The sequence below is a fragment of the Bradyrhizobium sp. HKCCYLRH3097 genome (assembly GCF_051167875.1).
GTDB lineage: Bacteria > Pseudomonadota > Alphaproteobacteria > Rhizobiales > Xanthobacteraceae > Bradyrhizobium.
The window spans coordinates 362516-375121 of record NZ_JBNPTX010000007.1 but is presented as its reverse complement, the minus strand read 5'-3'; the positions used below and the strand labels follow the sequence as shown (position 1 = coordinate 375121).

Here is a 12606-nt window from a genome sequence, read left to right as displayed (position 1 = left end):
CTGCGCAAGCAGGGCATCCAGTACGCCGCAGCGTTTCGATTGATCACAACCGTCATGTCCAGTCCGTGGGTACCAAAAGCATCCCCAAACAAAAAGGGCGGCCCAGCCGCCGGCCGAAGCCGGTTGCCGGACCGCCAGGTTTTCCCCGGGAGGAACTCAGTTCAAAAGCTTGGCGACGTTGTCCTTGGTGACGAGGTCGAGGCCGGTGTAGATCACCTCCGGCACCTTCTCGCCCTTCTTGATCGCGAGCAGCGTGTCCATCGCCTTCTCGCCCATCTCGAACGGACGCTGGCCGGTCAGCGCGTTGGAATAGCCGTCGCGCAGCAGCTCGAGCTGCATCTTCAGCGTATCGGCAACGACCAGCGTCAGCTTGCCAGCGTCGATGTCCTTGCGGTTCTTGTTGACGAAGGCCTTGTAGCCCTCGGGCGCGAACATCGGCCAGCCGCCGATCGGCACGATGGCGCCGAGATCCGGCGTCGCGGTGCGCAGATCGGCCATCTGCTGCACGGCGAGCGCGGGATCGTCGTTGCAGAAGGTCGGCGAGCCCGCCACTTCCGTCCACTTCGAGCCCTTGAGCGCCTCGCGCACGCCGTCGACGCGCTCGGCAAGGTTCTTGGCGCCGGGACCGCCGGAGACGACGGCGTACTTGCCGCCCTCAGGCCGGAGCTCGCGGAGCTGCTTGCCGAGCGCGAGGCCGAAGTCCTTGTTGTTGGTACCGATATAGGCAATGCGCTTCGAGCCCGGCGCATCGGCGTCGAAGGTGATGACGGGAATGCCGGCCGCCGTCGCCGCCTCGATCGATTTCGTCATCGATGGAACGTCGGCGACCGAGATGGCGAGGCCGTCGACCTTCTGGGTGATGAAGTCCTGGATGATCTGCGCCTGCGTGGCCGGCTCGTGCTCGACCGGGCCCTTGTAGATGCACTCGACATTGCCGAGCTCCTTGGCGCGCTTCAGACAGCCGTCGCGTGCGACGTCGAAGAACGGATTGTTCATCGCCTTCGGCACGATGGCGAAGCGGTATTTGGTCTCGGCCTGCGCCGGGGCCATCAAAATCGCGAGCGATGCGACCGCATAGAGCAGCTTCTTCATGGGTTTCCCTCCTCCATGTCTATCCCTGATCATTGTCTGTTCCGGGTGAGGATAGACGCGATTGTCACCCCGGCCAGTATTCGTCACAGCAGGCGCGCGCGGATACGATCCACAAGCACGGCGGCGATGATGATCACGCCGACCAGGGTCTGCTGCCAGTAGGAGTTGACCTGCGCCAGCACCAGCCCGTTACGGATCACCTCGAGCAGGACGCAGCCGACGATGGCGCCGAGCGGGCCTCCGAGACCGCCGGCGAGGTTGGCGCCGCCGATCACGGCCGCGGCGATCACGTTGAGCTCGTAGGACGTCGCCATGTTCGCGGGCGCCGATCCGAGCCAGCCCGAGATGATGATGCCCTGCAGGCCGGCGGCAAGCGCGCCGATCACATAGACCTCGATCTTCACCCGGGGCACGGAGACGCCGGTGAGCTCCGCGGCCTTCTCGTTGCCGCCGATCGCGAACACGTGGCGGCCGAACGCGGTGTGGTGCAGCACCAGCGCCATCACCAGCGCCAGCACGATGAGATAGATGAAGGGCGCCGGCACGCCGTACACATCGCCCTGCGTCAGCGCATAGAAATAATCGGCGTCGGGGCCGCCGGGGAAGCTGCCCTTGCCGTTCGAGATCACGTAGCTGAGACCGCGCACGATCGACAGCATGCCGAGCGTGGTCACGAACGGCGACAGCCCGAGCAAGGCGATGCAGGCGCCGTTGATCAGGCCGACCACCAGCGAAACCGCCAGGCCTGCCAGCACCGAGACGATCAGGATCAGGCCGGGCACGTTCGCGACCACGGTCTTGCCGTCCGCGGCGAGATGCACGAACAGCGACGACAGCGGCATCCCCGGTGTCGATAGCGTCGTCATCACCATCGAGGTGATCATCGCCGCGAAACACATCATCGAGCCGACCGACAGGTCGATGCCGCCGGTAATGATGACGAAGGTGATGCCGAGCGTCGCGATGGCGATGAAGGAGAAGTTCTTGGCGACGTTCTGCAGATTGCCTTCGGTCAGAAAATAGGGACTGGCGAAGCTCATCACGATGATGAGGGCGATGAGCGCCAGCGTGACGTAGGCTGTCTGCGAGGCGAACACGCCGCGGTGCCACCATCTGATGACGCCGACATTGGTGAAGGTGACGTCGGTGCCGGCGGAGCTGGTCTCGGATGGAACGGACATCACGCCGCCTCCTTGGCGCCAGTGATCAGCGCGGTCACTTCCTCGGGGCTGGTCTCGCCGACCGGCTTGTCGGCCTTCTTTTCGCCGCGGCGCATCACCACGACGCGATCGCACACCGCGAAGATGTCGGGCATGCGGTGCGAGATCAGGATGACGGCGATACCCTGTTCCTTCAGGCGATGGATCAGGCTCAGCACCTGCTCGACCTGGCGCACCGAGATCGCCGCGGTCGGCTCGTCCATCATCACCAGTCTGGCGTTGGACAGCCGCGTCCGCGCGATCGCCACCGCCTGGCGCTGGCCGCCCGACATGTCCTTGACGAGATCGTGCGGCCGCGTCTCGGAGCGCAGCTCGCGAAACAGCTCCAGCGCGCGCGCCTCCATGCCCTTGTGGTCGAGCAGCGCCAGCGGGCCGAAATTGCGCTTCAGCTCGCGGCCGAGAAACACGTTGGCCGCTGCCGTGAGGTTGTTGGCGAGCGCGAGGTCCTGGTACACGACCTCGATGCCGACGCTGCGCGAATCCATCGGGCGATGGAAATGCACCTCGCGGCCGCCGAAATGGATCGTGCCCTGGCTCGGCGGAAAATTGCCGGCGATGATCCGCACCAGCGTGGACTTGCCGGCGCCGTTATCGCCCATCAGGCCGACGACCTCGCCGGAGCCGATCGAAAGATCCACGCCCTGCAGCGCGCGGATCGCGCCGAACTGCTTGCCGATGCCCTTCAGCTCAAGGACCGGCTGCGCGGCGGTGCTCATCACGGCGCGCTCAGCGTCATTCGTCATCGTGCGCAGGCTGCTGTCGTCAGACATAGCGGTTCACCACGCTTTCGAGATATTCCTGCCGGCCGGACCGCGGCTGCGGATCGAGGCCGGTGTTGACGGCGCGGTCGGCGAGCTCGGCGAGCGAGCGGCGGCCGGCGAGGATCGCCTGCCCCTCGTCGCCGTCCCAGCCGGCGTAGCGCCGCGCCAGCGGCGCGGTCAGCGCGCTGTCGGTCAGCATCTCGTCGGCGGCGATCAGCGCCCGCGCGCAGGCATCCATCGAGCCGACATGGGCGTGCAGCAGGTCATCCGGATCGATCGACTGCCGGCGGATCTTGGCGTCGAAATTCAGCCCGCCCGTGGTGAAGCCGCCGCCCTTGAGCATGTCGTGGAACACCAGCGCCAGCTCCGGCACGTTCATCGCGAACTGGTCGGTGTCCCAGCCGAGCAGATCGTCGCCGCGGTTGATGTCGAGGGAGCCGAACACGCCGAGCGCCTGCGCCAGCGCGATCTCGTGCTGGAACGAATGACCGGCGAGGATGGCGTGGTTCTGCTCGATATTGAGCTTGACGTCGTTCAAAAGGTCATAGCGCTGCAGGAAGCCGTAGCAGGTGGCGACGTCGAAATCATACTGGTGCTTGGTCGGCTCCTTCGGCTTCGGCTCGATCAGCAGCGGGCCCTTGAAGCCGATCTTGTGCTTGTGCTCGACGACCAGCGCGACGAAGCGGCCGAGCTGGTCGAGCTCGCGCTTCATGTCGGTGTTGAGCAGGGTCTCGTAGCCCTCGCGGCCGCCCCACAGCACGTAGTTGGCGCCGCCGAGACGATGCGTCACCTCGAGTGCGGCACGCACCTGTCCCGCCGCGTAGGTGAACACGTCCGGATCCGGATTGGTCGCGGCGCCCGCCATGTAGCGGCGATGCGAGAACAGATTGGCGGTGCCCCACAGCAGCCGCACCTTGGCAGACGCCATCTTCTGCTCGAACAGATCGCCGATCGCATTGAGATTGGCAACCGACTCCTTCAGCGTCGCGCCTTCCGGCGCTGCATCGACGTCGTGGAAGGTGAAGAACGGCACGTCGAGCAGCCGGAACAATTCGAACGCCACGTCGGCCTTGGCCCGCGCCATCGCCATCGCGTCGTCGCCATGCTGCCACGGCCGCAGGAAGGTCTCGCCGCCGAACGGATCGCTGCCCGGCCAGCAGAACGAATGCCAGTAGCAGACCGCGAAGCGCAGATGATCCTCCATCCGCTTGCCCCGGATGACGCGATCCTTGTCGTACCAACGGAACGACAGCGGGCTGCGTGACTCGGGCCCGCCATAGCTGACGGTCGCGCCGGTCTGGAAGAAGGGGGCCTGGACGTTCACGACGTTACTCCTTGAGAGCAGGATAGAGCTTGCGCCATTGCGCGTAGGCGGCGTCATATGCCGCGCGCTGCGGCGCGCGGGGTTCGAAACTCTGCAGCCGCTGCGGCTTGCGGCAGACATCGGCCGGTGCTGCGCCGGTCGCGGCAAGACGGCCGAGCCGCGCGGCGCCGATGGCGGCGCCGACCTCGCCCTCCTCGACCCGGTGCACGGTGACGCCGAGCACGTCGGCCATGATCTGCGCCCACAACAAAGAGCGCGAGCCGCCGCCGACGAGATCGAGCTCTGTGATCGGCTGCGCGCTGCGCGCGAGCGCGGCGAACATGTCGCGTGAGGCAAACGCCACGCCCTCCAGCACCGCCTGCACGAGATCACCGCGGCCGGCTGCGCTGCGCAGGCCAACCAAGGCGCCGGCGGCATGGGCATCGTTGTGCGGCGTGCGCTCGCCGTCGAGATAAGGCAGGAACTGCACCGGGCTCGGACGTTCGACGCTGATACCGAGCGGCGCCAGCAGCGCGGCTTCCGGCGTCTCGAGAAGGCGGGCCAGCCACGCCAGCGAGGCCGCGGCCGACAGCATCACGCCCATCTGATGCCAGAGACCGCCGAGCGCATGGCAGAACGCATGCACGGCCGCTTCCGGCGCTGGCGCGAAGCGGTCGGTCACCCGGAACAGCACGCCTGATGTGCCGAGCGACAGGAAGGCATCGCCGGGCGTGATGGCGCCGAGCCCGATTGCGCTCGCCGCGTTGTCGCCGGCGCCGCCCGCGATCACGACGTCAGCGCCCATGCCCCAGCGCCGCGCCAGCTCGGGCGACAACACGGCACTGCGCTCATTGCCCTCGACGAGGCGCGGCATGTGATCGAGACCGAGCCCGGTCGCCGCCAGCAGTTTCTCCGACCAGCGCCGCGCGCCGACATCGAGCCACAGGGTGCCCGCCGCATCCGACATGTCCTCGACCATCTCGCCGGACAGCCGATAGCGCACATAGGCCTTCGGCAGCAGCACCTTCGCGACCTCGGCAAATATCTTCGGCTCGTGCTTCGCCACCCAGACGAGCTTCGGCGCGGTGAAGCCGGGCATCGCGAGGTTGCCGGCGATGGCGTGCAGTTCGGGACAGCGGCGTTCGAGCTCGGCGCATTCGGCCTGCGAGCGGCCGTCATTCCAAAGGATCGCCGGCCGCAGCGGCCGACCGGTGCGGTTCAGCAAGGTCGCGCCGTGCATCTGGCCGGACAGGCCGATGCCGCTGACGGCAGCGGTCTCGCGCGGACGCTCCCGCGCGAGATCATCGACCGCGCCGATGACGGCCTCGACCCAGTGATCCGGATTCTGCTCGGACCACAGCGGCTGCGGATGCGACAGCGCCAGCGGCCGCGCGGCGCTCGCGATCAGCGCGCCCGTCTCGTCCTCCAGCACGGCCTTCACGCCGGATGTGCCCACATCCAGTCCGAGAAACACGTCTCCACTCCTCCCACCGACCGCAAGGCGCTTCGGCGATCTGCCGTCGCCTCGAGACCAGCGCCTCGGTCGTTTCTCATTCCGTGTTCGGGCCGACCGCGTTATCGCGGCCACCCGCTCACGGCAGATTGTCCCGCATCACGATGTCGATGCGGATCGTCTCCTGTTCGCTCAGGATCGGCTCGCCGCGCGCCAGCGCGAGGAGCACGCGCACCGCGGAGCGCGCCTCGTGTCCCGGGTTCTGCGAAATCGCCGCGTCCATCACGCCGTTCAACAGCAGCTTGCGCGTCAGTGCCGTCACGTCGTGGCCGACGAACACGATGTCGTCGGCGCGCCCCGACTCGGTCAGCGCCTTGGCGACGCCGGCCGTGCCAGCGCCGACATTGTAGAGCCCGACGATGTCACGATGCTCGGTCAGCAGCTTGCGCATGAGGTGCTCTGAGCGATCGTCCACGTCATGCCCCTCAGCGACCGGCAAAACCTCAAGTTGCCGAAACTCCGCCGCGAGGACCTGGCCGAAGCCGAAGATGCGCTCGGCATGATCGCGTAGGCTTTGCGAGCCGGCCATGATCGCGACCCGCCCCGCCCTGCCGCCGGCGAAGCGTCCGACCAGCGCGCCCGCGGTGCGGCCGGCGGCGATGTTGTCGATGCCGACATAGTGATGCCGTCGCGACGACGGCACGTCCGACACCAGCGTCACCACCTTGGCGCCGGACTCGACGAGATCGTTGATCGCCGCGCGCACGCTCGGATGATCGAGCGCCACCACCGCGACGCCGTCGACCTGACCGACGAGCTGCTCGAGCTTCGCGGCCAGCACGGCCGCATCGAACACGTCCGTCGTGACCACATCGACCGTGAGCCGGCGCGCGGCCATCCAGCTCGTCAGATCGCCGAGATGCGCCTGAATCTGCTGCATGAAGGGATTGGCGCCGGACGGCATCACGAAGGCAAAGCGCCGCGCGCGGGCACGGGCGAGTTCGGAGGCCGCCGCATGCGGCTGGAACGCGCTGCGCTCCATCGCGTCCTTGACGCGTCGCACCGTATCCGGGCGCACGCCGGGCCGGTTGTGCAGCACGCGATCCACAGTGGCGAGGCTCACGCCCGCCTGCCGCGCAATATCCCGCAATGTCAGCGGCGCGTTCATGCTCCTCCCCTTTGGGTTGAGGACCATAGCGCGGTTTTTGAGGTGCGCAACTCATTTTTGAGGGCGAGCGGGGGAAGCCGACAGACTGAGGCAGCCGGCGCCCTTCCCGACAGCGCGTCCCGGATCGTCTGCCCCCTCCATCTCGAGCTGAGCGAAGTTGCACCAGCCGAAGCAGCCGCAGGCGGATGGGCAAAGCCAATCGCCAGCCTGCCTCAAACCGCTCCCTGGGTATGGGTGCCGGCGTTCGCTGGAACCACAGCGAGGCTATTGATGCGTGATGCCATCAAGCAGCGCAGGCGAAACGCGTCGCGATGACCCCGCTCAAAACGGCAGCCCGACATAGTTCTCTGCCAGCGACCGCTGCGCGGCCTCGGACGAGAACAGATAGGCGAGCTCGGTGTCCTGCAGTCTGTCGTCGTAGGACAGCCGGTCGGGGAAACGATGCAAGAGCGTCGTCATCCACCAGGAGAAGCGCTGCGCCTTCCAGATCCGCGCCAGCGCCCGCTGCGAGTAGCCGTCGATGCCGCGATCGTCGCCTTTCTTGTAGTGGTCGAGCAGCGCGTGATAGAGATAATAGATGTCGGACGCAGCCGAGTTCAGCCCGCGCGCGCCGGTCGGCGGCACGATATGGGCGGCGTCGCCGGCCAGGAACAGCCTGCCGTAGCGCATCGGCTCCGCGACGAAGCTGCGCAGCGGCGCGATGCTCTTCTCGATCGACGGTCCGGTGATCAGACGGCCAGCGATCTCCGCCGGCAGCCGGCGCTTCAGCTCCTCCCAGAACGCGTCGTCGCTCCAGTCCTCGACCTTGTCGGTGAGCGGCACCTGGACATAGTACCGGCTCAGCACCTGCGAGCGCAGCGAGCACAGCGCAAAGCCGCGCTCGTGCTTGGCATAGATCAGCTCCGGCGACACCGGCTTGGTGCGCGACAGCACGCCGAGCCAGCCGAACGGGTACACCCGCTCGTATTCCGTCAGCTTGTCGTGCGGGATCGACTTGCGGCTGACGCCATGAAAGCCGTCGGCGCCGATGATGTAGTCGCAGTCGATGCGGACGACCTCCTCGTCCTGACGGTAGGTGACGAAGGGCTTGTCGGAAGCGATGTCGTGCGGCGTCACGTCGGCCGCGTTGTGCACGACCTTGCCGCCGAGCTTGTCGCGGGCCTCGTAGAGATCGCGCGTCAACTCGGTCTGGCCATAGACCATCACCGAGTTGCCGCCGGAGTATTTGTGCAGGTCGACGCGATCGAGCTTGCCGTCATGGGCGATGTAGAAACCGTGATGGATCTCGCCCTCGCGGTCCATGCGCTCGCCGCACTGCGCCTCGCGCATCAGCTCGGCAAAGCCGTGCTCGAGCACGCCGGCACGGATGCGCGACAGCACGTAGTCGCGGCTGGATTTCTCCAGGATGATCGTATCGATGCCCTGCAGATGCAGGAGCTGCGACAGCATCAGGCCCGACGGGCCGCCGCCGATGATGCAGACTTGGACTTTCATGGGCGTGTTCTCCCGGATTCGCAGACGCAGGCTTGTTGGGTATGCTTTTCAGTCGCGGATTTTAGCAAGGAATGCGCAGGGATCACTTGGATGGACGCGGCATTCTCTTGCACTTTTCCGACACCATGCCGCGATGCACAACGAACGCTGCAATGGTATCGGGCGGTGCCGATCAGCCTGCCGGCGGCGCGTCGTCTCCGACGCCCATCGCACGGCGATAGTCGCGCGGGCTCGCCCCGGTGTGCCGCTTGAAGAAGCGGCAGAAATAGGCCGGGTCCTTGAAGCCGAGCTCGAACGCCAGCTTCGACACCGGCGCCGCAATATAGGTGAGCCGCCGGCACGCCTCGCGCGCCAGACGCGCATGCACGATGTCGAGCGCGGACTGACCGGTCTCGGCCCGCGTCAACCGATTGAGCCGCTCCGGCGTCATGCCGAGCTCGTCGGCGTAGCGCGCCACCGACCAGTGATCGCGGTGATGCGCCTCGACCAGCACGATGAAGCGGGTGAACAGCGCCGCGTGCCCGCTGCCGCGCCGCGCGCCTTGCGACTGCCGCGCGCTCTGCTGCGCCAGCCGCCACACGATCGAGCGCCCTAGCCAGTGCGGCACCGGCGAGGCCGCGGAATCGGCCGCGGCGAACTCGTCGGCGAGGTCGACGAACAGCGCGGCGATGCGCCGCGTCGCGACCGCCTGCGCGTCGAGATGCAGGATCTGCGCGGTTGCGAACAAGTCGCGCAACGCCTCGCCGGTCGCCGGGACGTCGCCCTCCACCACCGCCCGCGGATTGAACGTCAGCACATAGCCGTCGGTGTCGCGCGAGAAGCGGAAGGCATGGACGACGCCGGGGGGAATGATCACGGCGACCGGGCCGGTACAGCGCTCTCGGCTTTCGTCCAAGGCGATCTCGGCCGGACCGGCAGCGACCCAGAGGATCTGGTGGAGGCCATGATGGGTGTGCGCCTCGATCTCCCAGCGATACAGCTTGCTGCGCACCTGGATCGGCTCGACATGCAGCATGTCCGGCTGCGCGGCCAACGCTTCGCCGTACAGCGCGAACGCGGGGATCGATGGCTTGGTGCGAAAGCGGGGCATGAGCGAGAGCTAACCCTGAATGTCGGAAAAGTACAAGTCTTGGCCGGCTTTCGTGTCTCACGCCGCGGCCAAGGCTCGGCTAGATCAGTGAAAAGAACAACAACGACCACACTCAATGGAGAGGAGGCCCAACATGTTCGCGTTCGACCCGTATTCGCCTGCGGTCGATGCCGACCCGTTCCCGTTCTACAAGACGCTGCGCGACGAGCACCCCTGCTTCTGGAGTCCGCAGGCCCAGGTGTGGATCCTGTCGCGCTATGCCGATGTGGCGGCGGCCGGAACGAACTGGCAGACCTATTCGTCGGCCAAGGGCAACCTGATGACCGAGCTGCCGAACCGTGCCGGCGCGACGCTCGGCACCACCGACCCGCCGCGCCACGACCGGCTGCGCGGCCTCGTCCAGCATGCCTTCATGAAGCGCAATCTGGAGAGCCTGTCAGGCCCGATCCGCGACATCGCGCGCGACTGCGCCGAGGCGCTGCGCGGCCAGGACCGGTTCGACTTCATCGAGGCATTCTCGTCGAAATTCACCGTGCGCGTGTTGTTCGCCGCGCTCGGCCTGCCGCTCGGCGACGAGCAGACGGTGCGCGACAAGGCGGTGCTGATGGTGCAGAGCGATCCGGTGAGCCGCGCCAAGGGACCGCAGCACATCGCAGCCTACAACTGGATGCAGGACTATGCGGCCGGCATCATCGCGGAGCGCCGCGCGCGGCCGCAGAACGACCTGATCTCGCACTTCAGCATGGCCGAGATCGACGGCGACAAGCTCGACGAGCGCGAGGTGCTGCTGACGACGACCACGCTGATCATGGCCGGCATCGAGTCGCTCGGCGGTTTCATGACGATGCTGGCGTATAATCTCGCCGATCACGCGGAGGCGCGCCGGGCGGTCGTCGCCAATCCCGACCTGATGGCGGACGCCGTGGAAGAGTCACTGCGCTACAACACCTCGGCGCAGCGCTTCCGCCGCTGCCTGCAGAAGGACGTCACCCTGCACGGCCAGACCATGCGCGAGGGCGATTTCGTCTGCCTCGCCTACGGCTCCGCCAACCGCGACGAGCGGCAGTTTCCCAATCCGGATGTTTATGACATCAGGCGCAAGCCACGCGGCCATCTCGGCTTCGGCGGCGGCGTGCACGCCTGTCTGGGATCGGCGATCGCGCGCATGGCGATCAAGATCGCGTTCGACGAGCTGCACAAGGTCGTGCCGGACTATCGCCGCACCCAGGAGCAACTGCCCTGGATGCCGTCTTCGACCTTCCGCAGCCCGATGTATCTCGAGCTGACGGTGCATTAGTCATCGCGAGGACTAATGGCAGGCTCGCGCTCGCGCCTCGCTGACGGTACGCCCCCCTCGCCCCGCTTACGCCGGACGAGGGGCACCAACGGGTCTACAACAGCTCAAACCAGCGCGCCGAGATCCGCTGCGCTGAAGCCCTTCAGGCCCGCCTTGTCGCCGGCCTTGATCTTGGCGACCCATTCGGCATCGCTGATCAGCGCGCGGCCGACCGCGATCAGGTCGAACTCCTCCCTGGCCATGCGCTCCAGCAGCGCATCGAGATCGGCCGTCGTCGACGGCTTGCCGGCGAAGGCCGAGAAGAATTCATCGGACAAGCCGACCGAGCCGACGCTGATGGTCGCAGCGCCCGTGATCTTCTTGGCCCATCCGGCGAAGTTCAGGCCCTTCTCGCCGTCGACGTCCGGGAATTCCGGCTCCCAGAAGCGGCGCTGCGAGCAGTGCAGGATGTCGACGCCGGCCGCGACCAGCGGCTGCAGCCAGTCGGCCATCAGCGCCGGCGTCTCGGCGAGGCGCGCCGCATAGTCCTGCTGCTTCCACTGGCTGACGCGCAGGATGATCGGGAAATCGGGACCCACCGCCTTGCGGATCGCGGCGACGACCTCGCCGGCAAAGCGGGAGCGCTCCTTGATGGTGGCGCCGCCATAGCGGTCCTCGCGCTGGTTGGTGCCGGACCAGAAGAACTCGTCGACCAGATAGCCGTGCGCACCATGGATCTCGACGGCGTCGAAGCCCGTGCGCTTGGCGTCGGCCGCGGCTTGCGCGAATGCGGCAACGGTGTCGGCGATGTCGTTCTCGGTCATCGCGTTGCCGCGCGGCTTGCCGGGCGCAACCAGCCCGGATGGGCTCTCGACCGGCGCATCGGGCTCCCAGCGGCTCATGCCCTTGGTCGAGCCGGTGTGCCAGATCTGTGGCGCGATGCGGCCGCCGGCGGTGTGCACGGCGCTCGCCACGTTCTGCCAGCCCGCCAGCGCGGCATCGCCGTGGAAAAAGGGAATATTGGGCTCGTTGCGCGAGGCCGGGCGGTTGACGACCGTGCCCTCGGTGAGGATCAGCCCCACGCCACCTTCCGCGCGGCGGCGGTAATAGGCGGCATTGGCCTCGCCGGGAATGCCATTCGGCGCCGCATTGCGGGTCATCGGCGCCATGACGATGCGGTTCTTCAGCTCCAGCGACTTCAGGCGAAACGGACGAAACAGCACGCTGGTATCGAGGTCGGACATTCAGGGGGCTCCATTGCGTTCGGAACCGCTCCAGTATACTTCGTAAACCTGAAGTCAATCAGGCACCCGAAGTCGCTCAGGTATATCGGAGGAAACCGCTGTCGTGACCGCCGCATCGACATCACAGAGCGCCCCGCTCCGCTGCAAGCCGCAGCACTTCTCGTCGGAATGCCCGAGCCGGGTGCTGATCGACCAGATCGCCGACAAATGGTCGATGATGGTGCTGGCGGTGCTGGACTCCGGTCCACTGCGCTTCAACGCGATCAAGAAGCAGCTCGAGGGCGTCACCCAGAAGGCGCTGACGCAATGCCTGCGTCGGCTCGAGCGCAACGGCCTCGTCGCCCGCGAGGTGATCGCGGACTCGCCGGTCGCGGTTCAGTACGAGATCACGCCGCTCGGCCGTACCCTGCAGCCACCGTTCCGCGCGCTCTATGCCTGGACCATCGCCAAGATGCCGGAGGTCGAGCAGGCCCGGCAGGCCTTCGACGAGCGCCGGAGTCGCTAA

11 protein-coding genes are annotated in these 12606 nt (G+C 66.9%); 2 read left to right on the top strand and 9 right to left on the bottom strand.

The window, feature by feature from the left end; genetic code table 11:
• Positions 1 to 156 precede the first annotated feature (156 nt).
• The 8 genes from ACQR0U_RS19750 to ACQR0U_RS19715 form a co-directional block, all read right to left on the bottom strand.
• On the bottom strand, positions 157 to 1092 hold the full coding sequence (locus ACQR0U_RS19750; RefSeq protein WP_315715648.1) for a sugar-binding protein: 936 nt from the start codon (positions 1090 to 1092) through the stop codon (positions 157 to 159).
• Positions 1093 to 1175: 83 nt separating this feature from the next.
• Positions 1176 to 2273, bottom strand: a complete 1098-nt coding sequence (locus ACQR0U_RS19745) for an ABC transporter permease (protein WP_434843951.1) — start codon at positions 2271 to 2273, stop codon at positions 1176 to 1178.
• On the bottom strand, positions 2273 to 3028 hold the full coding sequence (locus ACQR0U_RS19740; protein WP_315715808.1) for an ATP-binding cassette domain-containing protein: 756 nt from the start codon (positions 3026 to 3028) through the stop codon (positions 2273 to 2275). Before ACQR0U_RS19740 ends, ACQR0U_RS19745 begins: the two co-directional genes overlap by 1 nt.
• A 46-nt stretch (positions 3029 to 3074) precedes the next feature.
• Complete coding sequence (gene xylA / locus ACQR0U_RS19735) at positions 3075 to 4397, bottom strand: xylose isomerase (RefSeq protein ID WP_315767971.1); 1323 nt, start codon at positions 4395 to 4397, stop codon at positions 3075 to 3077.
• Positions 4398 to 4401: 4 nt separating this feature from the next.
• Positions 4402 to 5850 carry a xylulokinase gene (xylB, locus tag ACQR0U_RS19730; RefSeq protein ID WP_315826456.1) on the bottom strand — a complete coding sequence of 483 codons (1449 nt, stop codon included), beginning with the start codon at positions 5848 to 5850 and terminating at the stop codon, positions 4402 to 4404.
• Positions 5851 to 5968: 118 nt separating this feature from the next.
• Positions 5969 to 6997 (bottom strand): LacI family DNA-binding transcriptional regulator, encoded by a 1029-nt coding sequence (locus ACQR0U_RS19725; RefSeq protein ID WP_315767965.1) that lies wholly within the window; start codon positions 6995 to 6997, stop codon positions 5969 to 5971.
• Between the two features lie 321 nt (positions 6998 to 7318).
• Positions 7319 to 8491: a 4-hydroxybenzoate 3-monooxygenase gene (gene pobA / locus ACQR0U_RS19720; RefSeq protein WP_315715643.1), complete on the bottom strand. Its 1173-nt coding sequence runs from the start codon at positions 8489 to 8491 to the stop codon at positions 7319 to 7321.
• Positions 8492 to 8663: 172 nt separating this feature from the next.
• A complete protein-coding gene (locus ACQR0U_RS19715) occupies positions 8664 to 9581 on the bottom strand; it encodes a helix-turn-helix domain-containing protein (protein WP_434843950.1) in 918 nt (305 codons plus the stop codon).
• Between the two features lie 133 nt (positions 9582 to 9714).
• Here ACQR0U_RS19715 and ACQR0U_RS19710 point away from each other — a divergent pair, with 133 nt between their 5' ends.
• Positions 9715 to 10878 (top strand): cytochrome P450, encoded by a 1164-nt coding sequence (locus ACQR0U_RS19710; RefSeq protein ID WP_315767959.1) that lies wholly within the window; start codon positions 9715 to 9717, stop codon positions 10876 to 10878.
• A 104-nt stretch (positions 10879 to 10982) separates the two neighbouring features.
• Here ACQR0U_RS19710 and ACQR0U_RS19705 read toward each other — a convergent pair whose 3' ends face one another.
• Positions 10983 to 12101 carry an NADH:flavin oxidoreductase gene (locus ACQR0U_RS19705; RefSeq protein WP_434843949.1) on the bottom strand — a complete coding sequence of 373 codons (1119 nt, stop codon included), beginning with the start codon at positions 12099 to 12101 and terminating at the stop codon, positions 10983 to 10985.
• Between the two features lie 181 nt (positions 12102 to 12282).
• Here ACQR0U_RS19705 and ACQR0U_RS19700 point away from each other — a divergent pair, with 181 nt between their 5' ends.
• Complete coding sequence (locus tag ACQR0U_RS19700) at positions 12283 to 12606, top strand: winged helix-turn-helix transcriptional regulator (protein ID WP_409977936.1); 324 nt, start codon at positions 12283 to 12285, stop codon at positions 12604 to 12606.

What these genes read in the sequence shown, in the direction of transcription:
- ACQR0U_RS19750 (WP_315715648.1), bottom strand. Translation starts at nt 1,092, where the DNA reads ATGAAGAAGCTGCTCTATGCGGTCGCATCGCTCGCGATTTTGATGGCC.
- ACQR0U_RS19745 (WP_434843951.1), bottom strand. Translation starts at nt 2,273, where the DNA reads ATGTCCGTTCCATCCGAGACCAGCTCCGCCGGCACCGACGTCACCTTC.
- ACQR0U_RS19740 (WP_315715808.1), bottom strand. Translation starts at nt 3,028, where the DNA reads ATGAGCACCGCCGCGCAGCCGGTCCTTGAGCTGAAGGGCATCGGCAAG.
- ACQR0U_RS19725 (WP_315767965.1), bottom strand. Translation starts at nt 6,997, where the DNA reads ATGAACGCGCCGCTGACATTGCGGGATATTGCGCGGCAGGCGGGCGTG.
- pobA (WP_315715643.1), bottom strand. Translation starts at nt 8,491, where the DNA reads ATGAAAGTCCAAGTCTGCATCATCGGCGGCGGCCCGTCGGGCCTGATG.
- ACQR0U_RS19715 (WP_434843950.1), bottom strand. Translation starts at nt 9,581, where the DNA reads ATGCCCCGCTTTCGCACCAAGCCATCGATCCCCGCGTTCGCGCTGTAC.
- ACQR0U_RS19710 (WP_315767959.1), top strand. Translation starts at nt 9,715, where the DNA reads ATGTTCGCGTTCGACCCGTATTCGCCTGCGGTCGATGCCGACCCGTTC.
- ACQR0U_RS19705 (WP_434843949.1), bottom strand. Translation starts at nt 12,101, where the DNA reads ATGTCCGACCTCGATACCAGCGTGCTGTTTCGTCCGTTTCGCCTGAAG.